This window comes from Clostridium sp. AF37-5 (genome assembly GCF_003477605.1).
Taxonomy (GTDB): domain Bacteria; phylum Bacillota; class Clostridia; order Lachnospirales; family Lachnospiraceae; genus Eubacterium_F.
The window spans coordinates 88,939-115,936 of the sequence record NZ_QUDR01000008.1 but is presented as its reverse complement, the minus strand read 5'-3'; the positions used below and the strand labels follow the sequence as shown (position 1 = coordinate 115,936).

Here is a 26,998-nt window from a genome sequence, read left to right as displayed (position 1 = left end):
AAATTGTTATCATTCACTAAATATGAATTGACCAATCCGACAAATTCAAATTTGTCTTTCTCTTAATTTCCTATTATACACCAAAATTATGAATATTTCTACCCGCCGTCTATTGACCTCAATTAAGAGGAAAGTAGGTGGCTTTTTTTGTTAGCAAAAAAATTTTCAAGAAATTTTGAAAAAACACCCCCCAAAAACGCTCTCCCATTTCAAACAAGTGAAGGGGTTAATTCCGAGCCACGAAAAGGTCAGCCCTTTCACTTGTATTTTGACAACTGAATAAACCATTCACTAAGACTTTAATTCTGATGATTTTAGCCACCTTATCGGGTACGCCGTGACTTCTGCATTGCAGAACAGCGAGAACTCCCGGTATAGGTAACAGGTTGCCCCTGTTACGGCGATGACAGTCAGAAGGATAATGATACTTCTCTACGGAGCTGGCGGAGTACCCGGCAGAGGTGAAATTCCTATGATACAGATTAGCAGTCTGTTCCTTAGTGACTTCCCGTGAGCTTATTGCTCGGCAAGGGGTGTTGAGAACAAATATTGCCCGACCGGTTAGGAAATGAGCCGGTCAAGTACATAGCCATACTGCGATGGCTATGAATTTCACGAAAGGAGGACGCACAAAGTGTCGAACTGCAAAACGATTGCGATATGCAATCAAAAAGGCGGAGTTGGAAAGACGACCACTACGGTAAACCTCGGCGTCGGTCTTGCAATGCAGGGAAAGAAAGTGCTGCTCATAGACGCAGACCCACAGGGCGACTTAACCACTTGTCTCGGTTGGCAGGATACAGACAACTTGGGTATCACGCTTGCAACGAAACTCACAGATGTCATAAATGAAACGATGAATGACCCTACGGTCGGTATTCTGCACCACGACGAAGGTGTTGACCTTATTCCGGCAAACCTTGAGCTTTCAGCAATGGAGTTTAACCTTGTCAACGCAATGAGCAGAGAGACGGCATTGAGAAACTATCTCAGCGAAGTGAAGGAGAAATACGACTATATCTTAATAGATTGTATGCCTTCCCTCGGAATGGTAACAATCAATGCTCTATCTGCGGCAGACAGCGTAATAATTCCTGTTCAGGCTCAGTATTTACCGGCAAAAGGTATGACGCAGCTTGTTCAGACCATTTCACGAGTTAAGAAGCGTATCAATCCGGGCTTAAAGATTGACGGTATGCTTCTCACTTTGGTGGATAGCCGTACCAACCTCGCCAAAAGCACGGTAGAAGCTCTGAGAGAGAACTTCGGTAGTCAAATCAAGATGTATCGAACATATATCCCGATTGCCGTAAAAGCCGCAGAGACTTCTTCCAAAGGCAAGAGCATTTTTGCCTACGAACCGGGCAGCACGGTGTCAAAAGCGTACACCGAATTTACAAAGGAGGTGTTAGCCGATGGCAGGAAGAAAGAGCGACTTCACTCTCACGAAGCTCGATGACTTATTCTCGACGCAGGAACAGAGAGATGAAGAAAAACTTTCAAAAATCCGAGATATTCCCTTGACTGAGATTGACGATTTCCCCGACCACCCTTTTAAGGTGCGTGATGACGAGGATATGGCACAGCTCATTGAGAGTATTAAGGAACGAGGGGTAATCACTCCGGCGACGGTAAGGCAGAAAGAGGACGGCAGATACGAACTCATATCGGGACACAGACGAAAGCGAGCCTGTGAGCTTGCCGGGTTTGATACTCTCCGTTGTGAGGTCGTTGAACTGAACCGAGACGAAGCCACGATTTTAATGGTTGAGAGCAACTACCAAAGGTCGCAGATACTTCCCTCGGAAAAAGCCTATGCCTACAAAATGCGTTTGGAAGCATTGAGCAGACAAGGCAAAAGAACAGACCTAACTTCCGACCCAGTGGGTTGGAAGTCAAGCGGAAAAGAAACAGCACAACTAATTGGAGAGCAGTCGGGTGACAGTCAAACCCAAGTTCGCAGATATATTCGCCTTACAAACCTTGTTCCCGAACTTTTGGAATATGTTGATGAGGGGCGAATTAAAATGCGACCGGCGGTTGAATTGTCTTTTCTCGATGAGGACAGTCAGCGTGATGTGGTTGATGAAATCGACCTGAACGACGCAACCCCGTCCCACGACCAAACAATCCGTATGCGAAAGTTCTTTGAGGAGGGCAAGCTCACAACCGAAGCAATCCAAGCGATTATGTCGGAGGAAAAACCAAACCAAAGGGAGAAAATTGTTTTGAGGGGCGATAGGGTTCGACAGCTTATCCCGAAGAATATTCCCATAAGCCAAACGGAGGATTTTGTGTGCAAGGCATTGGAGCATTACAACAAGTTTCTGCGAAGCAGAGCCGACCGTGACAGCCGATAGCCTTCCCCCTTTCTCACACTCTAACCCCTATATATACCGGCTATTAACCTGCTGAAAAATATACTCTATCTCCCTTGAGTATATCTATCTCTAATAACATATAGCTGTCTATAAAAGGGTTCGCACATTTGGAGCAAAAGCAAAATGTCTGCTACGATAAAAAGTTCAGCCAATCGCACCTTTGATGTTTTGACCGGTTTTGATTACGATTAAGGCAGAAAGGAGCGATGGATATGAAAAACAGGCTGATACCTTGTGTTCTTGCCTGCCTGATGATTTTCCTCGTAGGTTGTAACGGTAACACAGCCAAAGAAGCTGCACAGGAGATTACGAAAACAGAGACTTCTTTTCCGGCTGGTAATACCGAAACAGATTCTCAGGAAGAAACGGCAGAAGAACCGGAAAGCACGACAGTTCAGGAAGAAACACCGATTACGGCAGAAGAAAGCCAATCAACCGCTGAAAGGCAGACGGTTGCGACTGTTCAGACAAAACCGGCGGAAGAAAAAACGGCTGATACTCCTGCAACCGAAAAGCCAAAGGCAGAGCCACCGAAGCAGACAACCACGCAGGCTGAACCCGAAAAACAAACGGAACAGCCAAAAGAACAGACAACTGCCGAACAAAAGCCGGTTGAAAAACCGACTGAAAAGCCGGCAGAACCGAAACCGACAGAGCCGCACAAGCAGACATTCGATGTCAGCCCTTATGTTAGTTACGCAAAAGAGTATGCGGTAAGCATAGGGCTTTCTCTTGACATCACGGCGACAGAATGTTGGGACAACCCCATATCCGCAAATCCTAACCGAAGCGGTATCAAGTCTGATATTGAAAGCAGACTGAACCGATACAAGAACAGCGAGGGTTTTACCGCTGTGTGGATATGGACAGAAAAGCTATCCGATACGGATTACAACATCTATATCGGCTACTGCTAAAACAAAATAATTTTAAGCGGACGCACTGAGTAAAATCGGTGCGTTTTTGCATTTCAAGGAGGAAAACGCAATGGTTAAAACAAAATTCAAGAAAGCCGTCTCGCTTATGTTGGCGGCGGTTATGAGCCTTACTGCTTTTACGGGCATTGGGGCAACGACAGCCTTTGCAGCCGTAGGAGAAAAAGCCGATGTGTACCTCGTCGATTATCCCCGAAGCGGAGATACCAATAACAACGGCGAATGGGGACACGGCAATCTCAACTATATGAACGGTTGGAAAGGCTTGTCCACAAAATATACAGGACTTCGTGCAATGGGTTCGTATTCGGGCAATATTGCCTACTGTATTGAACCGGGTACAGGTCAGCGGACTGGAGATACTCTCACCGAAAAGGACGAGAACTTCTTTAATAACATCAGCCCGAACGGAACGATTTCCGGCGATGACATTCGCCTGCTTATCGGTCGTATCTTGCAGTACGGCTACCGTGGAGGTATTTCGACAAGCTGGAAGTCGCAGAATGAAAGCGACGCAAACTGCATCGCACACGCTTATGCCACTCAGATTTTGATTTGGGAAACGATTGTCGGAGAAAGAGACGCAGGCTTTAATCACGTTTCTACCAGCGGATACAATGCCGTGCTTGAATGTGTAAGCACTGCACACCCACTCCGCAGTAAAATCTTGTCGTACTACAACAGTATGGTAACAAGTGTTCAGAATCACACCAAAGTGCCGAGCTTCTGCACAAGGTCAAGCGGTTCTGCAAAGGTAAACGAGCTTGAATGGAACGGAAGCAAGTATGTTGCTACTCTCACCGATACAAACGGTGTGCTTGGCAATTACAACTTCTCGGCAAACATTGACGGGGTTTCTTTCTCTGTCAGCGGAAACAAATTGACTGTTTCGATGGAGAAAGCTCCGAGCAAGGAATTTACCATCACAGCCGCAAAAAAGAACGGTGTCCGCAGAGGTGTTGTCGTATGGTCTGACGGTATCCATCAGAACGGAAACGGCATTCAGGATGTGGTCACTTATGCTCAGGAGGTCAGTGACCCTGTCAGCGGCTTTGTCAAAATGAAGGTAAGCTACGGCTCTTGTCAGATTGTAAAGACAAGTGAGGACGGAAAGGTTGACGGCATTCAGTTTACCATAAGCGGTAACGGTGTCAATCAGACTGTAACAACCGCAAACGGCGGTAAATTCCAACTGGATAACCTTATGCCCGGTGTTTACACGGTAACAGAACAGTCTATCGACAAATATGTTCCGCAGGAGGTTCACAGAGTAACTGTTGTTGCCGGTCAGGTGTCAAAGGTCAATTTCAATAATGTTCTCAAAAGAGGTAATCTTCAGGTCATCAAATCTTCTGAGGATAACTTGGTTGAGGGCGTTACCTTCCATCTTTACGGCACATCTCTTTCCGGTATTGCTGTCGATGAGTATGCCGTGACAGATAAGAACGGTGTTGCTTCTTTTGATGATGTGCTTATCAGCGGCACTACCCCATACACCATTGAGGAAGTGGATACCGCAATCCGTTATGTTGTGCCTGCAAATCAGACCGCACCGATTAACTGGAAAGAAGTAACCACAAGAAACTTCACGAACATTCTCAAAAAGTTCAGCGTAACCGTAACAAAGAGCGACCGAGAGGAAGGCACACCGCAGGGCGACGCTACCCTTGCCGGAGCAGTTTACGGTATCTATAAAGGCGAAACCCTTGTGGACAAGTATGTGACGGATAAGAACGGGCAGTTTACCACAAAGGAATATGTCTGTGATAATGACTGGACAATCCGTGAAATCACGCCGTCCGAGGGTTATCTGCTTGATACGACTGTTCACAAGGTCGGTGCTGAACCGCAGCTTTATACGGTGGAACACAATCAGACAGCAAATGATGTTACCGAACAGGTTATGAAAGGCAATATCGCCATTATCAAGCACACCGATGACGGCGAAACTCAGATTGAAACACCGGAAAACGGAGCAACCTTTGAAATCTATCTCAAATCTTCCGGCAGTTTTGACGCAGCAGAAGAAGATGAAAGAGATGTCATTGTCTGTGATGAAAACGGTTTCGGGCAGACAAAGGATATGCCTTACGGCGTATATACCGTTCATCAGACCTCCGGTTGGGAAGGTCGTGAGCTGATGAAGAACTTTGATGTGTTCATTGCTCAGGACGGACAGACCTACCGCTATCTTATCAACAACGCAAACTTTGAAAGCTATATCAAGGTTGTCAAGGTGGACGCAGAAAGCGGTAAAAACATTCCTTATGCCGGTGCAGGCTTCAAAATCTTTGACCCTGACGGCAATCAGGTAACAATGACCTTCACTTATCCTACTCCGACAACGATTGATACTTTCTACACCGACGCAAACGGACAGCTTGTGACACCGGAAAAACTGGAATACGGCAAGGGATATTCTCTTGTAGAAGTTCAGGCTCCTTACGGATATGTGCTTGACAGCACACCGGTGTACTTTGATGTGGCAGAGGAACATTCTTCCGATGAGGGTGGTATTACCGTGATTAAGGTCGATAAGCCTAATATGGCACAGAAAGGTACAGTCAGCATTGAAAAGACCGGCGAGGTGTTTTCAGGGGTAAATATCTCCGGCGTGGAAAACGCCGATGTGATTTATCAGCCTGTCTATGAAGTGAAAGGTCTTGCAGGTGCAGTTTATGAGATTAGCGCAGCAGAAGATATTATCACTCCCGACGGTACACTCCGTTATGCAAAGGGCGAGGTAGTAGATACTGTTACCACAGATGAAAACGGACTTGCCAAGAGTAAGGAGCTTTATCTCGGAAAATATACGGTGGTTGAAATTACTGCACCGGAGGGTATGGTCATCAACAAAGAAGCTCACGATGTTGAGCTGACTTATGCCGGTCAGGAAGTGTCTGTAACCGAAACCGCCACAAGCTTTGTAAACGACAGGCAGAAAGTAGCGGTAAGTCTTGAAAAGACTATTGAAAAGAACGACATCTTCAATATCGGCAACGGCGATGAAATGAAGAATATCAGCTTCGGACTTTTCGCCGCAGAAGAACTTGTTTCTGCAAGCGGTACTTCTATTCCGGCAGACGGACTGATTGAGATTATCTCACTTTCCGAGAACGGCAAGGCTGTTATCAAAACCGACCTTCCTTTCGGAAGCTACTATGTAAAGGAACTTGCCACCGATGAGCATTATATCCTTACCGACGCCAAGTATCCGTTCACTTTCAGCTATGCCGGTCAGGATACCGCAAATGTTGAGATTGCGGTCAATGACGGCAAGCCGATTGAAAACAAGCTCATTTACGGTTCTGTTTCCGGTAAGAAGATTACCGAAAACGGCGAAGCACTGGGAGGTGCTGTAATCGGTCTGTTTAAGGCTGATGAAACCGAATTTACAAAAGAAAATGCTTTGATGACTGCTACCTCCCAAAAAGACGGTAGCTTTTCTTTTGAGAAAGTACCGTATGGCAACTGGCTTGTAAGAGAAATCGAGCAGCCGGAGGGCTTCGTGCTTGATGAAACTTCTTATGAAGTTAAAATCTCCGAGGTCGCTCAGGTCATTGAGGTCGAAATCGTCAATGAGTATGTTCACGGCAATATCAAGTTGACTAAGGTCGATGAAGATTACCCGGACAACAAGCTGACAGGAGCGACCTTTGAGGTTTACAAAGATGTAAACGGCGACGGTAAACTGGATGACGCCGACGAGCTTATCGGAACTCTCTCCGAAACCTCTACCGGTATTTACGAGATGAAGGAACTTCTTTACGGAAAATACCTTGTAAGAGAAACCAAAGCACCGGATGGCTTTGAGCTTGATAAGGGTGTGTACTCTGTTTTCATTGAAAAAGATGAAACCACCTACGAGGTAGAAAACAAAGCCGGCGTCGGCTTTATTAACACAGCTATGAAAGGAAACCTGAAAATCGTTAAAACTTCCTCTGACGGTAAGGTTGAAGGCTTCACTTTCAGAGTTACAGGAGTAAACGGTTACGACCGAAGCTTCACGACCGATAAGAACGGCGAAATCATTATCGAGGGACTTCGTATCGGCGATTACACCATTTCCGAGGTTCAGGATAGTGTTTCTGCTTCCTATGTGCTTCCTGCGGATAAGATTGCAACCGTAAAGGTCGGTTCTACTACCGTTGTGGAAATGCACAATGAGCTGAGAGATACACCAAAGACCGGAGATAACAGCAATGTGGGCTTGTGGACGGCACTTGCGGGACTTTCTGCCCTCGGTATTGTCGGCACAGCCGTTGTTGCGTACAGAAAAAAGAAGAAGGAGGACAATGAGTAATGGACGCTAAAACAATCGTAGCAGTTGTATTAGTCGCCTTTATTATCGGCGGCTTTATCTTCTTGCAGATTAAGAACAGAAAGAAATAAGGAACGCTTGTGTGGGCGGAGTGAAAACTTCGCCCACCGTTCTTTTACGGAGGTGCATTATGAATAAGCAAAAGACGGTTGACAGCAAGGTGCTTGCAATACTCAGAGAATGCCCCGAAACGAGGTATGACGATATGCAGCTTATCCTTTGCTATTACAACCGATACAGCTATATGAGAGTCGGAGATTTACCGCTTGAGGATATAGTCAACAACTATAAAGGCTACGGCTTGCCGTGCTTTGAGACTATCCGCAGAGCAAGACAGAGAGTGCAATCCCTATTTCCCGAACTGTCAAGGCAGTGCAGTGGCTGCGACTGCGGAAACATCAGAATTGTGATTGAAGTAAGCTGAGGTGTGGATATGAACGAGGGAAAAAGAAAAATCGGTGAATACACTGTTCTTTGCTCGGTCAATGTGGGCGAAAAGGAAGTTATCTTGGCTTCCAATGAGCAAAGTACAAACGGCGATAAATTTATGTGCGGCTTTGCAGAGCGAAACGACCTGTTTGAACTGTGTTCGGAATGTATGGTAAGCGATGACTATATCGAAATCGTACACCTTTTCGGAAGCCGTGTGGCAAATGAAGCGGAGCTTTTCAAGGAACAGGTCGAAAAACTGGATATTCCAATCACACTCATAACAGAAGCCGACTGTATCCCCGACCACTATTCCAAAGACATCAACGGCAAAATCATAGCCATTGACCCCAAGGTATTAAAGCCTGAATTTCAGAGAGCCGACAGACAGCTCTACTATGTTACAGGTGGTTTCGGTGCGTCGGCAAACAGCCGTGGAAGTGCCGTGTTTTGTACCAATCTTCACACCGGCAAATCAACCCGATATGAAAGAATGGATGTTATGGGCGAAATAAAGCCTGAGCGTCTGCCTGAATGGGCAAAGGAAAAGGCACAAGAGCTTTCAAACAAGAAGCGAAATAAAGACAAAGAACGATAAGGAGGACAAAGCAATGAAGGAAAATTTCACTTTTCAGCAAAAGACAAAGCTTCTGACGAAACTGTTTGACGCAGGCTGCAATACCGAAAAGAAATTGCAGCAGCTCGACATGGAGAGCATTTTGAAAATTCCGGGTATCACTATTCCGGATATGAGTCTGATTATCGAGTTTCAGAAGCAGACCAAAGCCAATAAGCTGTTCTCTTATTTGGGAGGTGGCACTGATGAGCAGGCAGGAACAGAATGACCGCCATATCATTTGGAGCGACATTAGCCTTGACCTTGATGATTGGCGAGAGTCTTTGGAGGAACTGTATCCCGGATATTCCGATGATGAGCTTTACGACATTATGGTAAAATCCAATGCCGAAAATCTTTATGATGAACGAGTAAATCTCAATATTCAGCTTTCACAGCCGATTATTGTTATCGGCGACCTCGGCAGATGGAACGGCAGAGTGTCGGGCTACAAGATGATTGATTCCGGCAACATTAAGGACTGCCTTTATTCCGATACCGATTACAACGAATGGTATGTGGATAAGTACGGCGACCTTCGTGCCGACGCCGTTCATCACGACGGTACAAACCATTATCTTTACCGTGTATTCAAAGACGGTGTTACCGATACGCAGATTGAAAATCTGCAAGATAAAATCTATAACGGAAAAGCCACAAGAGCCGACATCACACGAGTTACCAAAAGGCTCGGCGATGACATTGCCGGAGTTTATGGTTTTCCTATTCCAAAGCAAAGACAAACAAACGAACAAGCGAGGTGATGAAAATGGATTACAGAGTATTGACCGAAGCAGAGCGTAAATACACCTTCAGCCAAAGTCAGCAGCTCTCTATGCAGACCGGTCTTATCGGATATTTGAGAGCCGACTTCGGTTCTAACGGGAACGAGTTTTGGACGACTTGGAACGATTTCAGAAAAGACTTGAAAACCGATGAATTTAAGGCTGAATTTGATGAAGTCATAAACGGATTGCGTGACGGCGATGTTTTGTCCGGCAGAAAGGCTATGTCCTCTTACTGTTATTCCACTCCCGACAGCTCCTTTAATGATGACTGCAACCACTACGGCATCCGTCTTGATACGGGAAAGTACAGCTATCTTATGAGATTTAACCCCAACAGGGGCGAGTACAATCTGTACTGCTATTGCTATCAGAAAGAGTGGCTAAATGCCCACTTGAAAAACGCTGAGCGAGGTATCCGATTTATCAACCCGCACTATCAGGAGCAGTTTCGCATTGCGGACGGAGAAAAAATCTCAATCAAGCTCGGCGACGGCAAAACAATGGAGAGAACTTGCAGATATATCGACGACTACCATTTGGAGGTCGGCACAAATCTCTACCATATCTGCGAATTTGCCGAGCTTTGCGAGAGAAACGGTCATACCGTAGAACCAGCCGCAAAAGAAAACACGAAATCCGCAAAGGACAAAGAAAAAACACGATAAGGAGGTGCAGACGAGGTGGCAAGAAAATTTGACCTGATTTCAGAGCTGTATGAAAGAACCTGTTTTGCAGTTACAGACAATCCGGTAAACTGGCAATCGTTTCTGAAAACAGCAGGCAGAAATTTCAGGCTCCGATTTGATGAACAGCTTCTCATTTATGCCCAAAGACCCGACGCAACAGCCGTGCTTGAAATCGAACGATGGAACGGTACTTTCGGTCGCTGGGTAAACCGAGGAGCAAAGGGTATTGCCGTATTTGAGGACACAGACAGAAGCCGTCAAAGGCTGATTCATTACTTTGATATATCGGACACCCACGAAAGTCGACATTCCCGCCCTGTTCCGATTTGGGAGATGAGACCCGAATATGAAGCAGAAGTTATTGAAACACTTGAAAATACTTTCGGTGCGGTAAACGATACAACGAGTATTGAAAATGTCGTCAAAGAGAGCATTGCCAATGCCGTTGAGGATAACATCGCAGACTATATCTCCGACTTTATGAGTTTGGGTGCAGGAAGCGATATTGAGTATTTGTCTGCCGACGAAGCAAATGCCTTGTATTTGGAGCTTGTCAGAAACAGCGTATCATATATGGTTATGGCACGATTGGGACTGAACGCAGACAAGGTCTATTCTCCCGATGACTTTGCCGGTATTTCAAGTTTTAATTCACAGGAAGTTCTCAATGCGGTGGGTATTGCTACAAGCGACATTGCAGAAATGGCGTTGCTCCCTGTCAGCAGAACAATCAGCACGCTCAGCAAGGAAAATCGCATAATTGATGAACAGGAGCAATCCGAATACAATAAAGACATCAAAGACGAAAGGAGTCAAAGCGATGAGCGAAATCACATACACGATGGTGGGAGATTACAATCTTCCGAACCTGAAACTGCCGGAGCAGACGGAAGTGACTCTCGGCAGATGGTCGCAGATGAGGAGAACTTATCTGAAGGAACATCACAAAATCCTGTACTACAATCTTCTGACGAAAGGGATTCTGAACAGTCACTTGGCGGAGGTTCAGCAGAGAGCCAGCGAACTGGAGGAAACTCTCGTGAAGCAGATGGCACAGAAAGCCGGGCTGACGGAGCAGATGAAAGCGGAAGATATGATGAAGTGGGTTCGCCTGATGAACAACATCAGGAACTCGGCACAGGAAATCGTGAAGAATCAGGTAATATTCGCTTAGAGTATTACGACAGAAACCACGAGGACAAGAGCCTGCCGTTTTTCGGTGGCGATGATACTATCCGAGAGATACTCGGTACTACCCCGCATTTGTCCGCTTCAAAGGAAGAAATCAAAGACTTCTATGAGAGAAATACGGACAATGCGACCCGTACCGAATATATCAAGGGTATCTTCAATAACGACTACACCCGGCTTACCTTAAACGACGGCAGGCTTGTGGGATACAAAACATTTCAGAATGTCCTCCACTTGTGGGAGGGTGAATACGAAAACAGAACCGCTCAGAGTTTCTACGACTGGGGCGTTATCGCACAGCATTTTGAAGCAATGAGACTTTTGGGAGAATTGACCGATACAATGAAACCGATTCCGTCTATGGACGGTCAGTTGACTCTCATTATGGGAAATCAGGCAGAGGAACAAAAAACCTCTGCCTTTACTTTTTCTCAGGAAATCATAGACGCTGTATTGACCCGTGGAAGCGGAGTTTCCGAGGGTAAAATGCGTATCTATGAGCAGTTTGAAAAGAGCATTTCCGCAAAAGAGAACGCCGACTTCTTGAAAAACGAATACGGTTGGGGCGGCTCTTATCCGGTCATCATCGGTGCAGGCATTGACGAACAGCACGACGGAAAAGGTATCACAATTTCAAAAGGTATCGGAAGCGACAAGCCGCACATTACTCTTTCTTGGTCTCAGGTGGAAAAGCGTATCGGAGACCTTATCCGTATGGACAGATACCTAAACCCAAAGGAAAAAGAAAAGTACCCTGAATGGCTTGAAAAGCAGGAAGAACGGCGAGCCGAGCTTGCAGAGCAGAGAAAAAACCGTGAGATACTTTCTACCGCACCGCCTGAACCTGAAAACAAAGAGGACGAGCCGGAAGCGCAGTATGAATATCATCTCGGCGACAGCGTGTATATTGGGGCTTCTCAGTATGAGATTTTGTCCTTTGATGAAAACCGTGTAATGCTCTATGACTTCGATATGCCCTTATTCAACAAGGAACTTTCAAGGGAAGAATTTGACCGCAAAGTGCGTGAAAATCCGATGAACGACCACTTGAAGGTCAGTGTATTACCGGCGGAAGAAAAAACCGTTACAGGCGAAAATAAAGCTCAAAACGATACTGAAACCGTACCGGATTTCAGTCCGAAAACCGGTTATGACGACGCCTTCTTTATTGACCGGGACAATGAAAGTGTAACTTGGATGTACTATAACCCCGACAGCAATGCCGGAGGTCAGTATGTTACAAATACTCTTTCTTTTGACGAGATACAGCAAGTCGCACGGGAGTATGACTCGGCAGAGGATTTCTTTGATTATCTCGGTAGCATTGCAAATCAGGAGCTTGCCGATGTAGGTACGGAATGGTTTGTGGACGCAGACCGAGAATTTCACAGGACACCGGATTTGACCGACTGTACCTCTGCCACAATGGAAGCTCTTATTGAAAACACTGAAAGAGCTGATATGGTGGCAACAAATATCGGGAATGTACCGATTGAGGATTACAGAGAAATCGTTGCTACTCAAAACGGTTTTGACAGCGATGAGGAAATGTATAACGAGGGTGTTCGTATCGGCAACGGTTACGACAAAGAGCCTGAACCGATTGTCCCCGCTTGGGAGCAAAAGAAAAAGTCAAAAGTAAAGAGCTTTGACCTCCACCCGGATATTCCTATGTCCGAACGACACAACTTTGACCTTGCCAATAATCAGGTTGAAGAAGTGAACAAGAAAGAACGCTTCCACCGAAACTATGCAGCAATAAAAGTCCTGAGAGATTGTCAAAACGAAAACCGTTTTGCAACACCTGACGAGCAGAAAATCTTGTCGAGATATGTCGGTTGGGGCGGTATTCCCGAAGCCTTCGACGAACGAGCAGGAGCTTGGCATACAGAGTATGCAATGCTGAAAAACATCCTGACGCCGGAGGAATATGCGTCGGCAAGAGAAAGCACACTGACTGCATTTTACACTCCGCCCGAAGTATCTACCGCCATTTACAAGGTGTTGGAACAGATGGGATTTCAGGAGGGCAACCTGCTTGAGCCGTCCTGCGGTATCGGTAATTTCATCGGTATGCTGCCCAAGTCAATGGAAAACGCAAAGGTTTACGGTGTTGAGCTTGATACCATTTCAGCCGGTATCGCTCAGCAGCTTTATCAGAAATCTTCCATTGCGGCACAGGGCTTTGAGGAAGTAAATGTCCCCGACAGCTTCTTTGACGGCATTATCGGCAATGTGCCTTTCGGAGATTTCAAAGTCTCCGATAAACGATACGACAAGTACAATTTCTTAATCCACGATTATTTCTTTGCAAAATCGCTTGATAAGTTACGCCCCGGCGGTGTGATGGCTCTTGTGACAAGCAAAGGAACTATGGACAAGGAAAACTCCAATGTGCGTAAATATATCGCACAGAGGGCGGAGCTTCTCGGAGCAATCAGACTTCCGAACGACACCTTCAAAGGTAATGCCGGGACAGAGGTCGTATCCGATATTCTGTTTCTGCAAAAGCGAGACAGACTCATAGATATTGAGCCGGATTGGGTTCATCTTGACACCGACGAAAACGGTATAAGGATGAACTCATATTTTGTTCAGCACCCGGAAATGATACTCGGCGAAATGAAAATGGTAAGCGGTCGCTTCGGACCGGAAGCAACCTGTGAACCGTTTGAAAATGCCGACCTTTCGGAGCTTTTGAACGAAGCAGTCTCAAACATTCACGGAGAAATCTCCGAATACGAGGTTGCCGACGAACTGGAGGAAGAAGATAATTCTATCCCGGCAGACCCTATGGTAAGGAACTTCTCTTACACTGTTTTAGACGATAAAATCTATTTCCGTGAGAACTCCCGTATGTCCCCGGTGGAGGTATCTGCAACCGCTGAGAACCGCATTAAGGGTATGATTGGGATAAGAGATTGCGTCCGTAACTTGATTGAACTGCAAACCGAGGATTACCCGGACAGCGAAATCAAACAGGCACAGGATAAGCTGAACACACTGTATGACAGCTTTACAAAGAAGTACGGACTGATTAACAGCCGTGCCAATACTTCTGCCTTTTCCGACGACAGCTCCTATGCTCTGCTCTCCGCTCTTGAGGTTATCAATGAAGATGGCGAACTGGAACGCAAGGCGGATATGTTCTTCAAAAGGACGATTAAACCGCACAAGCCGGTAACGGAGGTTGACACCGCAGACGAGGCTCTCGCTGTCTCTATGGGCGAAAAAGCAGCCATTGATATGGAATATATGATGGAGTTGTCCGGCAAAAGTGAGGAGGAATTATTCGCTGACTTAAAGGGTGTAATCTTCTTAAATCCCCTTTATGAGTACGGTAATTCCTATGAGCCGAAGTATCTGATGGCAGACGAATATCTGTCGGGCAATGTTCGTGAGAAGCTGGCGACAGCCAAAAGGTCTGCGGCACTGTATCCCGAAGATTACACCGTCAATGTGCAGGCACTTGAAAAGGTGCAGCCAAAGGATTTGACGGCAAGCGAGATTTCCGTAAGGCTCGGTGCGACTTGGATACCGCCCGAAATATTCCAACAGTTTATGTTTGAGTTTCTCGACACCCCACGCTATGCACAATGGAATATCAAGGTTCACTACTCTCAGTTTACCGGCGAATGGAACATTGAGGGAAAGAGCTACGACCGTTCCAATGTAAAAGCGTACAGCACATACGGTACTTCCCGCATCAACGCATATAAGATAATTGAGGAAACACTGAACCTGAAAGATGTCCGAATCTTTGACTATATCGAAGATGAGGAAGGCAGAAAGAAAGCCGTTCTCAATAAAAAAGAGACGGCAATCGCACAGGCAAAGCAGGAACTCATAAAGCAGGGCTTTCAGGACTGGATATGGGCTGACCCTGCCCGCCGAGAAAAACTCACGAAGATGTATAACGAAAAGTTCAACAGTATAAGACCCCGTGAGTACGACGGAAGCCACATTGTTTTCAACGGTATGAACCCGGAAATCGAACTCCGTGAACATCAGAAAAATGCGGTTGCACACATTCTGTACGGCGGTAATACGCTGTTAGCACACGCAGTCGGTGCGGGCAAGACCTTTGAAATGGTAGCCGCCGCTATGGAGTCCAAACGACTGGGACTTTGCAATAAGTCGCTGTTCGTAGTGCCAAATCACTTAACCGAGCAATGGGCGGCGGAGTTCTTACAACTCTATCCGGCGGCGAATATTCTCGTAGCGACAAAGCGAGATTTTGAGACAAAGAACCGCAAAAAGTTCTGCGGTCGAATTGCCACGGGAGATTATGACGCCGTAATCATCGGTCATTCTCAGTTTGAGAAAATCCCGATGTCCATTGAAAGACAGAGGGCAATTCTTGAGCAGCAGCTTGAAGAACTGACAGACGGTATTATGGATTTGAAGCGAAACCGTGGAGAAAACTTCTCCATTAAACAGCTTGAAAAGTCTAAAAAGTCCGTGAAACAAAAGCTGGAAAAGCTCAACGACCAAAGCCGAAAGGACGATGTTGTTACCTTTGAAGAACTCGGTGTGGACAGGCTTTTTATTGACGAGAGTCATTATTACAAGAACCTCTATCTTTACACCAAAATGCGTAATGTGGGCGGTATCGCTCAAACGGAAGCACAGAAATCCTCCGACCTGTTTATGAAGTGCCGATACCTTGACGAGCTTACAGGCGGTCGAGGAACGGTATTTGCAACCGGTACTCCTATCTCAAACAGTATGGTGGAGCTATATACCATTCAGCGATACTTGCAGTACAACACGCTTGTCAAAAACAACTTGCAGCACTTCGACTCGTGGGCAAGTACCTTTGGAGAGACTGTAACAGCCGTTGAGCTTACCCCGGAGGGAACGGGTTACAGAGCGAAAACCCGCTTTGCGAAATTCTACAACCTACCGGAGCTTATGGCGATGTTTAAGGAGGTCGCCGACATCAAGACGGCGGATATGCTGGAACTGCCTGTGCCGGAAGCACACTTCCACAATGTTGCGGTCAAGCCTTCGGAAATGCAGAAAGAGATGGTTGCTTCCCTTGCGGAACGAGCCGAGAAAGTCCGTGGCGGCGGTGTAGATTCGAGTGTAGATAATATGCTTAAAATTACAAACGACGGCAGGAAGTTAGCACTTGACCAGCGTATGCTTAACGATATGCTGCCTGATTTTGAGGGCAGTAAAATCAACGCCTGCGTCGATAACATCTACCGTATTTGGGAGGAAACAGCCGATAAAAAATCGGCACAGCTTGTGTTCTGCGACCTCTCAACTCCAAAGAATGACGGAACATTCTCGGTATATAACGACATCAGAAAGAAGCTCATAGAGCGTGGTGTCCCCGAAAGCGAAGTCCGCTTTATCCACGAAGCAGATACCGATGTGAAGAAAAAAGAACTGTTCCAAAAGACCCGTAAAGGCGAGGTCAGAGTGCTTCTCGGCTCTACGCAAAAGATGGGAGCCGGCACGAATGTTCAGGACAGACTTATCGCACTTCACGATGTGGATTGCCCGTGGAGACCGTCAGACTTGGAGCAGCGTTCCGGTCGAATTATCCGTCAGGGTAACTCAAATCCTGATGTAGATATTTACCGCTATGTAACGGAGCAGACCTTTGACGCATATCTCTATCAGCTTGTAGAGGGAAAGCAAAAGTTCGCCAGTCAGATTATGACGAGCAAATCCCCGGTGCGTTCTGCCGAGGATATTGATGAAACCGCCCTTTCCTATGCAGAGATTAAAATGCTTGCCACCGGCAACCCGTATATTAAGGAGAAGATGGATTTGGACATTCAAGTTCAAAAGCTGAAGCTCTTAAAATCCAACTTTCTATCTGAAAAATACGCTTTGGAAGATAAGATAATCAAATATTATCCGCAGCGAATTACAGCTTTGGAAAACCGTATTGAAGGATTGAAGCAAGATGTAGAAACTGCGAAACAGCACCCGAAACCAACGGACGACCGATTTGTCGGTATGGAGGTTAAGGGTGTTTTTTATTCCGAAAAAGCCGACGCCGGTAAAGCAATCATTGAAGCCTGCAAGCAGATGAACAGCCCCGACCCTATTCCTCTCGGCAAGTACCGAGGGTTTGAAACGGAACTGCTTTTTAATACCGCAGAGCGAAATTATGAGGTTCGACTGAAAGGTGCGACAAGCAGAAATGTTCCTCTCGGTGATGACGCACACGGCAATATTATCCGTCTTGATAACGGCATTGAGAGATTTGCCGAGAGCTTGTCGCTTGCGGAAAATGACCTTGAGAACACCACAAATCAGTTGGAAACCGCAAAGAAAGAAGTCCAAAAACCGTTTATCCAAGAGGAAGAACTAAAGACAAAGCTTGCCCGCTTGGACGAGCTGAATATCTTGCTCAATATGGATAAGCGAGAAAACGAAATTGTCGGCGGCGAACCCGATGAGGGCGAAGTGCCGAACACACGAAAGGAGAAAACCTATGAACGATAAAATGACACCCGATAAGGAAAGAGAAAACTGCCCTTGCAGAAAAGCAATCATTAACCCTTTTGACGCAATGATGATGGTTGTGGTCAGGAGACTTGATAAAGCATATCTCGAATTGAAAAGAAGCAAACCGCCCGCAAAGGAAGCAGAATTTGCCCTTAGAAATGCAAAGCTTTCTTTCTACGGAGAGTTGGTTCGACAGAGCATTGAAACGGTGTTTTCGCCGGAAGAAATCATTGCTTTGTATGAAAACGACGACCTTGCGGGAGGTGCTTGGACTGTTTGGAATGACATCGGCTGCCCTGTTGATAAGATACTCATTATCATTGCAAAGCTCAGTATCAACGAACCGATACAGAAAGCGGTTGCCGATTTGCTGATGTAGAACGGCGGTGATAATTATGCCGTATATTGCACCGGAAGTCATAACCGAAGCCAAACGAATGGATTTATTAACCTATCTTAGAGAGTATGAACCGGGCGAGCTTGTTAAATTTTCAAGTAACACCTACACCACAAGAACCCACGACAGCTTGAAGATTTCCAACGGCAAATGGATGTGGTGGTCGAGAGGTATCGGGGGCAAATCTGCCCTCGATTACCTTATCAAAGTCCGTGGAATGGATTTTGTGGAGGCGGTTCAGACCATTATGGGAAACGGTTCAGTCAGCTTTCCGACTTGTGAAAACATCAAAAGTTATGAGAACCAGCCTTTGCTTCTGCCTGAAAAAAGCCCCACTACCGATGTGGTATTTGATTATCTTTTCGGGCGTGGGATTGATTATGAAATTATCAACTACTGCTTGGAACAGAAGCTAATCATCGAGTCGCTCCCATATCATAATGCTGTTTTTATCGGCTATGACGAGAACAAAGAACCTAAATACGCCGCATACAGAGCAACAAATCAATCAAGAATTATGGGCGACTGCACCGGAAGCAAAAAGCAATATTCTTTCCGCCTGACTGCCGAGAACACCGGAGAGGTTCATCTTTTTGAGTGTGCCATTGACCTGCTTTCCTATGCAACTTTGATGAAGCTGGAGGGCAAAGACTGGCGACAGTTTAACCTTGTTTCTCTTGCGGGAGTGTATTCCCCAAAGCAGAAAATCGAGGACTCGAAAGTGCCTGTTACACTCGGCAGGCTGCTTGAAAAGGACAAAACAATCAGGCGAATTGTTCTTCATTTGGACAATGATATTGCCGGAAGAAAAGCGACCAAAGCGTTGCAGACGATTCTTTCAGATAAGTATGAAGTCGTTGACGACCCTCCCCAATATGGGAAAGATGTCAACGACTTTCTTTGTAAACGCTTGGGAATAAAAGATAAAACCGAAAGGAGTTTTGCACGATGAAACTAAAAGAAATCAGAGAAATGTACCCGGAGGGAACGCAGATTGTACTCACTGAAATGGCTGGCGAAAGTCAAATGCCCTACGGTCTGAAAGGAACGGTTAAATTCGTTGACGACGCCGGACAGATTCATATGAGTTGGGAAAACGGAAGCTCCCTCGCCTTGAATATTAACGAGGATACCTTTGAAAAGGTAGAAGCACCTGAGAAGATTTCCGTCATTCTTGTTGAGCCGGGCAGGTATCCGAAGCTCATTGAAATCGAGGATACGCTTGAAGCAATGCAGTCTCTTGTGGAGGGAGATATTGAAGAATATATGCCCTTTGAGGACGAAGTTGCCATCATCTGCAACGATGAAGGAAAGATGAACGGCTTGCCGTTGAACAGGGCAGTTTATTCCGAGCCTGAGAATGTTGAGATGAGTTATCCGCAGTTGAAAGCTCATTTCCGGCAGGCAGAAAAAGAAAGAAACCACACGACCGGATATATTGTTTTTACGGATGACAGCTTTGACAAGCCTTACACAGAGGAACAAAGAACCTATGTTGTCAGCAGTAACAATAAGGCTTTCATTGAGGGTATGGGAGGATATTCTATCTATGCTTCTTCCCTTGACGGCTCGGATAAATGTGTGCGACTGGAAGCGTATATGGCTGATGAACACGGCGGCAAGGATGGTTGGAAGATTGAAAAATGTTATGTGAAAGACGACAGCAACCGTGAAATGCTCGACATTATTGCCGGCAAGTTCTTCATTGCATACGCACCGATTGAGTCGGAAAAGTTCCTCAGTATGCCGAAAGAACTGGCTCGTAAGTACGAGGAAAAGTTCAAATACCCGGAGAGATTTTATAAGTCCTTGGACGGTATTGAAGCAAAGCCGTATAAGCCTGTCTCAAAGGATATGGAGAGATAAGAGTCAATCTATGGGGCAACCCTGAGTGTCTGCATAATCTTAGCGAGCAGACCATTTATGGACAGGAATGTCCAAAACGGTACACTCGTTAGGGGTTGCCCCTAATACCCCAAGCAAGAAAGGAGCATAAGCTTTGCGGGAGATAGTATTGGTCGCCGCCGGGTTACTCATCGGCGGCTTTTTCGGAGTAACAACAATGTGCCTGTTTCAGATAAACCGGGACAGACACTATATTTACAGAAAGGACAGCGATAAAAATGAGCAAGAGAAACATTGAAAAGCACATTCTGATGAACAAGGCAGAAGCTCAGGATTTGCAGAAAAAAGCAAAGCGGGCGTGTCTTTCCGAAGGCGGACTTATCCGTTTGCTTCTCAGAGGATACGAGCCGAGAGAAAAGCCCGATGAAAGATTTTACGATGTTATGCGTGAGCTTTCCGCTATCGGCAACAACATCAATCAGCTTGCGGCGAAAGCAAACACCCTCGGATTTGTGGACGCACCGCAGCTCAAAAAGGAAGCCGAGCGTTGGCACAAGTTTCAGGCTGATGTGGAGCGTACTTTTTTAAGACCCGATAAGAGCGATATGAAATGGCAGTAAGTAAATTGTGGTCGGTCACATCAAGGCTCGGTCAGGTAATCGACTATGCCGCCAATCCCGAAAAGACGGCGGCAGACATTTACACCGAGGAACAGTATCAGGCTCTCCGTGATGTTCTCAGCTATGCAAAGGACGAAGAAAAAACCGAGCGTGAGTTTTTCGTAGAGGGTATCAACTGCAACCCTGCGACCGCAAGAGACCAGTTTATATCTGTAAAAAAAGCATACGGCAAAGACGACGGCATTCAAGCCTATCACGGATACCTGAGCTTTAAGGAACAGGACATATCCCCGGAGCTTGCACAGAAAATCGGAATGGAATTTGCAAACGAAGTGTGGGGCAAAAGATTTCAGGTGGTGGTTACTACTCATCTGAACACGAAACACCTGCACTGTCATTATGTAATAAACTCCGTTTCCTTTGTGGACGGCAAGCGGTTATGGGGCGACGAAAAAGCGTGGTTCAAGTTTCGTTTGGTTGCCGACTGCCTTTGTGAAAAGTACGGACTGTATTACAATCCGAACCCAAACCGCAGTAAGCAATCCTCTTATTACTACAAGCAGGAACAAGCCGGTATGCCGAGCCGATATTCAATGACCCGTGACGCCATTGATGAAGCGATTGCACACAGCACCAACTTAAAGACCTTTGATTATATCCTGACTCAGATGGGCTATGAACATTGTCTCAGCGACAGTCGAAAGTATTGGACGATTGTCCCGAAAGGATACAAGAAGCCGATACGACTTAAATCACTCGGAGAGAATTATACCGAGGACGCAATCAAGCGTAGGCTGACGGAAAATCAAAAGGTTCTTATCGTTCCTTTTGCAAAGGAAACGGTAAGAGTCAGGCAGTACCGAATGCCCACAAGAGAACACAAAGTCAAAAAGGTCGGCGGACTGTATGGGCTGTATCTGCATTACTGCTATAAGCTGGGTTATCTGCCGAAGTACAAAAAACAGAATACCGCAAGGCTTCACTATCTTTTGAAAGAAGATTTGCTGAAGCTCGACAAAATCACTCAGGAGACAAGGCTGCTTGGACGGGAGAACATTTCTACCGACGAGCAGCTTTTCTCATATAAAGAGTCCGTGTTGTCGCAAATCAAATCCTTGACTGACGATAGAACGCACCTGCGAAAACAGTTAAGAAGAAATTTGAGTGACGATGAGCTATCAAATGTCAAAGAGCAGATTACGGCAATCACGAGCAAGCTGTGGACTCTCCGCAAAGAGGTCGGTCTTTGTGATGACATAGCCGAAAGGTCAAAGGTTATTGAAGCCAACCTTGAAACGGTAAGAGTTTACGAAGAAAAACAAGAACGAAAGGAGCAGAACCGTAATGACAAACGGAGGTGATGCGGCAGAACAGGTCGTCAGGCTATCGCTTGAAGGCTTTGAAGTAGCCGCAAAATTAAGCGGAGCGGCAGCAAAGAATATTGCCGTTCTTTTAGTCTCTGTTCTCAAACAGGAACAGAAAACAAAAGGCAAGGCTCGACTTACTAATATGATTAAGTCGGGCAAGGAGCTGAAGGTGTTTTCTATCCCCAACAAGGACTTGAAGAAGTTTACCGAGCAGGCAAAACGCTACGGCGTTCTCTACTGCGTACTCAGGGATAAAAACACAAAGGGCGATAATGTCCCGATTGATATTATTGCCCGTGCAGAGGACGCTTCCAAAATTCAGAGAATCGTTGAGAGATTTGAACTCGGTAAAGTTGATAAGGCTGCGATTGTCACCGAGTCTCAGAAGGCTGTCGAAAAGCGTGAAGCTTTGGAGAAAGACAAGCCGACGAAAACCAAAAACGAAATCATCACTGAGGAAGCCGTCAGAAAACCTATTCAGAAAGAGGGGTATTCCCAGTCAAACCCCACAGTCGCCAAAACGGACAAAAACCCTCCGTCAAGGCACGACTCCGAGCCGGTAGATATGCAAACTGATAAGGGTACTGTAAGCGACAGACAGAGAAAGCCGTCGGTAAAAGCAAAGCTTGACCGATATAAGGCACAGTCCAAGCAGCAGAAAGAAGCAGAACGCAAAGAGCCGGAGGTATCAAAGCCGGAAGTCAAGAACGCCCCGGCACAGACCGTACACCAGCAGCCGAAACCTAAAAGCAAAAATGTGAAAGAGAGGTAATCACAATGACAAACAATTTTACCCCTGCTAAGGCAGGACAGCAGAGCAAACGACTTTCCAAAGAGGAATATGCCGAGAAGATGAAGGCTGAAAAAGAAGCCGTATATCAGATGGCGGACGACACCGCAAAGGCGATTGTTTCCGACCCGGAAAAGTTCAAAGCCTTCCTTGATACGCAGAGCCGTCTTGACAGATACTCTGCGGTCAACGCACTTCTGATTTTCAAGCAGCTTCCCGAAGCAAGCCAGCTTAAAAACTTTGATGACTGGAGCAAAGATAATGTGAAAATTCAGAAAGGTGCGAAAAGCATTTCCATTCTTGAACCTGTCGAGTATGCAAAGAAAGACGGTACGACCGGCATTTCCTACAATGTGAAAAAGGTCTTTGATGTTTCGCAGACCAACGGCAAAAGACCGCCTGCACCGACTGTCAACCGTGACCCGAAAGCACTCATTACCGTTATGCTGGATTCTTCCCCGGTTGAAGTGGAAGCAACAAATGAGCTTCCGTATCCCAATATGGCGGCGTTTTATAACAACGAGGAACAGACCTTGTATGTAAAGCGTGATGTGGGAGACAGCGTAGCGGTCGCTCAGTGCGTAGCACAGGAGCTTGGCCACGCACAGCTCTCTATCAACAGCGACAGTTACAGCAGAGCGGATATGGGCTTTCAGGCAGTATGTATCGGCTATATGCTTTGCAAAAAGTACGGCGTCGATACACAGAATTTTGCTATCAACCGTATCCCTGAAAAGCTCGCCGGCAAAGAGCCGAAGGACATTCGCTATGAGCTTTCCAAAACGAGAAACGCAATGGCGGATATTCACTCCCGTGTTTCCGATGAGCTTTACAAGAAAAAGCAGGAACGAAGCAAAGACTACGAAAGATAAGGTGAGACTATGGCGAAGGAAGAAATGTATCATATCGCATTGGACGATTATGAACACGGCATTATTATCCGTTCTCTCAACGACGAGAAAACAGATTTGATGAACGAGGGCAAATCTACCGATGCGGTGGACGACCTTATCATCAAGGTCGGAACTGCCCCAAAGAAAAAGTTCAAAGTTATCGAAAAGGAACGCTCCTGTGAATCGAGATAACGAGAGGCAGTCTGCTATTATTCTTTCCGTCATCGGTATTATCCCGGTCGTATGGCTGGCACTTCTGATTGCACCCTCTGTAAAAGGAGGATTGCCGGAAATACTGCCGAGCCTATTAACAGCGTTCAACGAACCATTTCATATTGAGCTATGCGAGGACAGCCTAAAAACTGTCCTCGTTTTGCTTCTCTGCTATGCAATGGGTATTGGGATTTACTTCTCAACACAGAAGAATTACCGAAGGCGTGAAGAACACGGTTCTGCAAAATGGGGCAATGCAAGAGCCGTAAACAAAAAATACAGACAGTCTCCGGCTTCTGCAAATAAGCTGATGACGCAAAATGTCTGTATCGGACTCAATGCGAAGAAACACCGAAGAAACTTAAACACCCTTGTGTGCGGCGGTTCGGGAGCCGGTAAGACAAGGTTTTACTGCAAGCCGAATCTTATGCAGTGCAACACATCATTTGTCATTCTTGACCCAAAGGGCGAAATTCTCCGAGATACCGGAAAGCTGCTTGAAAGCAAAGGCTATGAAGTCCGTGTTCTCGATTTGATTTCAATGGAGAAAAGCCATTGCTATAACCCGTTTGTCTATTTGCAGAATGACAACGATGTGCAAAAGCTCGTGACGAACCTTTTTAAGAGTACCACTCCGAAAGGAAGTCAATCACAAGACCCCTTTTGGGATACCTCGGCTTCAATGCTTTTGCTTGCACTTGTATTTTATCTTCATTATGAAGCACCCGAAGATGAACAGAACTTTGCAATGATAATGGAAATGCTCAGAGCCGGTGCGATTGAGGACGAGGAGGACACAAGACCTTCTCCTCTTGATGAACTGTTTGCGGAATTGGAGATGTCGAATCCCGACCACATTGCTTTGAAGTATTACCGTTCCTATCATTCAGGTGCGGCGAAAACCTTAAAGTCCATACAGATAACCCTTGCGGCAAGACTGGAAAAGTTCAACCTTGAAAGTCTTGCTTCTTTAACCACCACAGACGAGCTTGACCTCCCGTCACTCGGAGAGAAAAAGGTCGCTCTGTTCGCTTTGATACCGGATAACGATTCCAGCTTTAACTTCTTGGTATCTATCCTTTACACACAGCTTTTTCAGCAGTTGTTTTATGCTGCCGACCATATTCACGGCGGCTCGCTTCCCGTTCCCGTTCATTTTTTGATGGACGAGTTTGCGAATGTTTCACTCCCTGATGACTTCGACAAAATTCTTTCGGTTATGCGTTCCCGTGGGGTATCGGTAAGTATTATCTTGCAGAACTTGGCACAGCTTAAAGCCTTGTTTGAAAAGCAATGGGAAAGCATTGTAGGTAACTGCGACGAGTTTTTATATCTCGGCGGCAACGAGCAAAGCACCCACAAATATGTGTCCGAGCTTCTCGGCAAGGAAACCATTGATACCAACACTTTCGGAAAAAGTACCGGTCGAAGCGGCAACTACTCCACAAATTATCAGATTAGCGGTCGAGAGCTTCTTACTCCTGATGAGGTTCGTATGCTTGATAACCAATATGCAATTCTGTTTATTCGTGGAGAACGCCCCGTTATGGACTTCAAGTACGACATCTTGAAGCACCCGAATGTGGCACTTACAACCGATGGAAAGGCTTCTGCATATAAACACGGCGAAGTGACCATCAAGCACTCATCAATTTCCGTTCTTTCTATTGACCCGGAAGAACTTCCGGAGGAAAGCTACGGAGAAACCAATTACGAACTTCTGTCCGATGAGGATTTTGAAGTGAATAAAAACTTATTTTAACGGAGGAAAACACAATGAACATTTTTAAGAAGAACAACGAAAAGAAAACTACTCAGAAGCTGCCTATGACCGGAAAGGTTCAGAAAGGCTTCCGTGCTTACTGCGCCGTAATCGCAGCAGCAACTCTTGTTTGCGGTATGAGCGTTACCGCTTTTGCCGCCAGCGACCCGATTACCGTAGTCAACAATCTGTCCGATTTCATCTTCGGTCTTATCCGTGCCATCGGTCTTATCCTGCTTGGCTTCGGTATCGTTCAGGTCGGTCTCTCTTTGAAGTCTCACGACCCGTCTCAGAGAGCCAACGGTTTCCTGACTCTTGCAGGCGGTATCATCATTACCTTTGCAAAGGAAATCCTTACCCTTATTACCGGTTAAGAGAACACAGTTATCAAACGGGGCATACCTGGCATTTCAGGTATGCCCCTAATCTTAAAGGAGGTGCAAACAGATGAGTGATAACTGGGTAGTTCAGAACCTCGAAAATGCCCTTGAAACTTGGAACAGCAAGCTTTCGGAAATATGGCAGTTGCTAACCACTTCGCCGCAACAGTTCAAAGGCGGCAGTATTTGGTCGGTAATGGTGAATATCAACGGAGCAGTTCAGGCTATCGGTCTTGCCCTGCTTGTTCTGTTTTTTGTTGTCGGTGTGGTTCGCACCTGCGGAAGTTTTACCGATGTAAAGAAACCGGAACACGCATTAAAGCTGTTTATCCGCTTTGCCATTGCCAAAGGTGTGATTACCTACGGGCTGGAGCTTATGCTTGCCCTGTTCGACATCGTACAAGGTACGATTTCAACCATTATGACATCTGCGGGATTCGGTACGCCCAATCAAACAACTTTACCTGCTGAAATGGTAACAACCATTGAAAGCTGCGGATTTTTTGAAAGTATCCCATTGTGGGCGGTTACTCTTATCGGCGGACTGTTTATCACGGTCTTGTCGTTCATTATGATAATGACGGTGTACGGACGATTTTTCAAGCTGTATATGTACACTGCTCTCGCTCCGATACCGCTTTCCACATTTGCCGGAGAACCGTCGCAGAATGTGGGTAAGAGCTTTATAAAGAGCTACTGTGCCGTTTTGCTTGAGGGAGCAGTAATTGTACTTGCTTGTATCATCTTCTCCCTATTTGCTTCTACGCCGCCGGTAGTGAACCCTGACGCAGCAGCCGTTACTCAGGTATGGGCATATATCGGCGAACTGGTATTCAATATGCTTGTGCTTGTCGGTGCGGTTAAGATGAGCGACCGAATTATCCGTGAAATGATGGGCTTATAACGGGAGGTT

The 26,998-nt window shown here is 46.1% G+C and carries 22 protein-coding genes; all 22 read left to right on the top strand.

The annotated features are described in order from the left end of the window. The first annotated feature begins 634 nt into the window (after nucleotides 1–634). Complete coding sequence (locus DW019_RS07310; RefSeq protein WP_024721698.1) at nucleotides 635–1,459, top strand: ParA family protein; 825 nt, start codon at nucleotides 635–637, stop codon at nucleotides 1,457–1,459. After that, nucleotides 1,416–2,360: a ParB/RepB/Spo0J family partition protein gene (locus tag DW019_RS07305; RefSeq protein ID WP_024721697.1), complete on the top strand. Its 945-nt coding sequence runs from the start codon at nucleotides 1,416–1,418 to the stop codon at nucleotides 2,358–2,360. The genes DW019_RS07310 and DW019_RS07305 overlap by 44 nt, the downstream gene beginning before the upstream one ends. Nucleotides 2,361–2,593: 233 nt before the next feature. Then, complete coding sequence (locus tag DW019_RS07300) at nucleotides 2,594–3,298, top strand: hypothetical protein (protein WP_024721696.1); 705 nt, start codon at nucleotides 2,594–2,596, stop codon at nucleotides 3,296–3,298. Between the two features lie 70 nt (nucleotides 3,299–3,368). After that, nucleotides 3,369–7,619: a SpaA isopeptide-forming pilin-related protein gene (locus DW019_RS07295; RefSeq protein WP_015573073.1), complete on the top strand. Its 4,251-nt coding sequence runs from the start codon at nucleotides 3,369–3,371 to the stop codon at nucleotides 7,617–7,619. 148 nt (nucleotides 7,620–7,767) lie between these two features. Continuing rightward, nucleotides 7,768–8,061 carry a hypothetical protein gene (locus tag DW019_RS07290; protein ID WP_003525240.1) on the top strand — a complete coding sequence of 98 codons (294 nt, stop codon included), beginning with the start codon at nucleotides 7,768–7,770 and terminating at the stop codon, nucleotides 8,059–8,061. A gap of 9 nt (nucleotides 8,062–8,070) precedes the next feature. Further along, on the top strand, nucleotides 8,071–8,664 hold the full coding sequence (locus DW019_RS07285) for a hypothetical protein (RefSeq protein ID WP_015573072.1): 594 nt from the start codon (nucleotides 8,071–8,073) through the stop codon (nucleotides 8,662–8,664). A gap of 13 nt (nucleotides 8,665–8,677) precedes the next feature. After that, on the top strand, nucleotides 8,678–8,911 hold the full coding sequence (locus tag DW019_RS07280) for a hypothetical protein (protein ID WP_015573071.1): 234 nt from the start codon (nucleotides 8,678–8,680) through the stop codon (nucleotides 8,909–8,911). Next, nucleotides 8,889–9,446 (top strand): hypothetical protein, encoded by a 558-nt coding sequence (locus tag DW019_RS07275; protein ID WP_024721694.1) that lies wholly within the window; start codon nucleotides 8,889–8,891, stop codon nucleotides 9,444–9,446. Before DW019_RS07280 ends, DW019_RS07275 begins: the two co-directional genes overlap by 23 nt. Nucleotides 9,447–9,451: 5 nt before the next feature. Then, on the top strand, nucleotides 9,452–10,135 hold the full coding sequence (locus tag DW019_RS07270) for a hypothetical protein (protein ID WP_015573070.1): 684 nt from the start codon (nucleotides 9,452–9,454) through the stop codon (nucleotides 10,133–10,135). A 784-nt stretch (nucleotides 10,136–10,919) separates the two neighbouring features. Then, complete coding sequence (locus tag DW019_RS15445; protein ID WP_308167039.1) at nucleotides 10,920–11,330, top strand: TnpV protein; 411 nt, start codon at nucleotides 10,920–10,922, stop codon at nucleotides 11,328–11,330. A 329-nt stretch (nucleotides 11,331–11,659) separates the two neighbouring features. Beyond that, nucleotides 11,660–17,815, top strand: a complete 6,156-nt coding sequence (locus tag DW019_RS15440) for an N-6 DNA methylase (protein ID WP_347474411.1) — start codon at nucleotides 11,660–11,662, stop codon at nucleotides 17,813–17,815. Next, a complete protein-coding gene (locus DW019_RS07260; RefSeq protein WP_014635901.1) occupies nucleotides 17,805–18,197 on the top strand; it encodes a hypothetical protein in 393 nt (130 codons plus the stop codon). Before DW019_RS15440 ends, DW019_RS07260 begins: the two co-directional genes overlap by 11 nt. A 16-nt stretch (nucleotides 18,198–18,213) precedes the next feature. Next, entirely contained in the window at nucleotides 18,214–19,167 is a 954-nt protein-coding gene (locus tag DW019_RS07255) for a DUF3991 and TOPRIM domain-containing protein (protein ID WP_024721691.1), read from the top strand. Further along, on the top strand, nucleotides 19,164–20,081 hold the full coding sequence (locus tag DW019_RS07250) for a DUF3846 domain-containing protein (RefSeq protein ID WP_102364678.1): 918 nt from the start codon (nucleotides 19,164–19,166) through the stop codon (nucleotides 20,079–20,081). The genes DW019_RS07255 and DW019_RS07250 overlap by 4 nt, the downstream gene beginning before the upstream one ends. A 257-nt stretch (nucleotides 20,082–20,338) precedes the next feature. Further along, entirely contained in the window at nucleotides 20,339–20,680 is a 342-nt protein-coding gene (mobC, locus tag DW019_RS07240; protein WP_024721689.1) for a plasmid mobilization relaxosome protein MobC, read from the top strand. Continuing rightward, nucleotides 20,671–22,041 (top strand): relaxase/mobilization nuclease domain-containing protein, encoded by a 1,371-nt coding sequence (locus DW019_RS07235; RefSeq protein ID WP_024721688.1) that lies wholly within the window; start codon nucleotides 20,671–20,673, stop codon nucleotides 22,039–22,041. The genes mobC and DW019_RS07235 overlap by 10 nt, the downstream gene beginning before the upstream one ends. After that, nucleotides 22,025–22,819, top strand: a complete 795-nt coding sequence (locus tag DW019_RS07230) for a PcfB family protein (RefSeq protein ID WP_003525219.1) — start codon at nucleotides 22,025–22,027, stop codon at nucleotides 22,817–22,819. Before DW019_RS07235 ends, DW019_RS07230 begins: the two co-directional genes overlap by 17 nt. Nucleotides 22,820–22,824: 5 nt before the next feature. Then, the gene (locus tag DW019_RS07225; RefSeq protein WP_015573064.1) at nucleotides 22,825–23,709 is read left to right on the top strand and encodes a hypothetical protein; all 885 of its coding nucleotides are present in this window, start codon (nucleotides 22,825–22,827) and stop codon (nucleotides 23,707–23,709) included. A 9-nt stretch (nucleotides 23,710–23,718) separates the two neighbouring features. Next, entirely contained in the window at nucleotides 23,719–23,922 is a 204-nt protein-coding gene (locus DW019_RS07220) for a hypothetical protein (protein WP_002606285.1), read from the top strand. Further along, nucleotides 23,909–25,705, top strand: a complete 1,797-nt coding sequence (locus DW019_RS07215; RefSeq protein ID WP_024721685.1) for a VirD4-like conjugal transfer protein, CD1115 family — start codon at nucleotides 23,909–23,911, stop codon at nucleotides 25,703–25,705. Before DW019_RS07220 ends, DW019_RS07215 begins: the two co-directional genes overlap by 14 nt. A 14-nt stretch (nucleotides 25,706–25,719) precedes the next feature. Next, nucleotides 25,720–26,079, top strand: coding sequence for a glutamyl-tRNA amidotransferase subunit A (locus DW019_RS07210; RefSeq protein WP_014635894.1), 360 nt, complete (start codon nucleotides 25,720–25,722; stop codon nucleotides 26,077–26,079). A gap of 73 nt (nucleotides 26,080–26,152) precedes the next feature. Then, on the top strand, nucleotides 26,153–26,989 hold the full coding sequence (locus tag DW019_RS07205) for a hypothetical protein (protein ID WP_003525214.1): 837 nt from the start codon (nucleotides 26,153–26,155) through the stop codon (nucleotides 26,987–26,989). Nucleotides 26,990–26,998 lie beyond the last annotated feature (9 nt).

Excerpts from the sequence above, each read along its gene's own strand:
- DW019_RS07305 (WP_024721697.1), top strand. The coding sequence starts at position 1,416 with ATGGCAGGAAGAAAGAGCGACTTCACTCTCACGAAGCTCGATGACTTA.
- DW019_RS07300 (WP_024721696.1), top strand. The coding sequence starts at position 2,594 with ATGAAAAACAGGCTGATACCTTGTGTTCTTGCCTGCCTGATGATTTTC.
- DW019_RS07295 (WP_015573073.1), top strand. The coding sequence starts at position 3,369 with ATGGTTAAAACAAAATTCAAGAAAGCCGTCTCGCTTATGTTGGCGGCG.
- DW019_RS07290 (WP_003525240.1), top strand. The coding sequence starts at position 7,768 with ATGAATAAGCAAAAGACGGTTGACAGCAAGGTGCTTGCAATACTCAGA.
- DW019_RS07285 (WP_015573072.1), top strand. The coding sequence starts at position 8,071 with ATGAACGAGGGAAAAAGAAAAATCGGTGAATACACTGTTCTTTGCTCG.
- DW019_RS07280 (WP_015573071.1), top strand. The coding sequence starts at position 8,678 with ATGAAGGAAAATTTCACTTTTCAGCAAAAGACAAAGCTTCTGACGAAA.
- DW019_RS07275 (WP_024721694.1), top strand. The coding sequence starts at position 8,889 with ATGAGCAGGCAGGAACAGAATGACCGCCATATCATTTGGAGCGACATT.
- DW019_RS07270 (WP_015573070.1), top strand. The coding sequence starts at position 9,452 with ATGGATTACAGAGTATTGACCGAAGCAGAGCGTAAATACACCTTCAGC.
- DW019_RS15445 (WP_308167039.1), top strand. The coding sequence starts at position 10,920 with ATGAACAGGAGCAATCCGAATACAATAAAGACATCAAAGACGAAAGGA.
- DW019_RS15440 (WP_347474411.1), top strand. The coding sequence starts at position 11,660 with ATGAGACTTTTGGGAGAATTGACCGATACAATGAAACCGATTCCGTCT.
- DW019_RS07260 (WP_014635901.1), top strand. The coding sequence starts at position 17,805 with ATGAACGATAAAATGACACCCGATAAGGAAAGAGAAAACTGCCCTTGC.
- DW019_RS07255 (WP_024721691.1), top strand. The coding sequence starts at position 18,214 with ATGCCGTATATTGCACCGGAAGTCATAACCGAAGCCAAACGAATGGAT.
- DW019_RS07250 (WP_102364678.1), top strand. The coding sequence starts at position 19,164 with ATGAAACTAAAAGAAATCAGAGAAATGTACCCGGAGGGAACGCAGATT.
- mobC (WP_024721689.1), top strand. The coding sequence starts at position 20,339 with ATGAGCAAGAGAAACATTGAAAAGCACATTCTGATGAACAAGGCAGAA.
- DW019_RS07235 (WP_024721688.1), top strand. The coding sequence starts at position 20,671 with ATGGCAGTAAGTAAATTGTGGTCGGTCACATCAAGGCTCGGTCAGGTA.
- DW019_RS07230 (WP_003525219.1), top strand. The coding sequence starts at position 22,025 with ATGACAAACGGAGGTGATGCGGCAGAACAGGTCGTCAGGCTATCGCTT.
- DW019_RS07225 (WP_015573064.1), top strand. The coding sequence starts at position 22,825 with ATGACAAACAATTTTACCCCTGCTAAGGCAGGACAGCAGAGCAAACGA.
- DW019_RS07220 (WP_002606285.1), top strand. The coding sequence starts at position 23,719 with ATGGCGAAGGAAGAAATGTATCATATCGCATTGGACGATTATGAACAC.
- DW019_RS07210 (WP_014635894.1), top strand. The coding sequence starts at position 25,720 with ATGAACATTTTTAAGAAGAACAACGAAAAGAAAACTACTCAGAAGCTG.
- DW019_RS07205 (WP_003525214.1), top strand. The coding sequence starts at position 26,153 with ATGAGTGATAACTGGGTAGTTCAGAACCTCGAAAATGCCCTTGAAACT.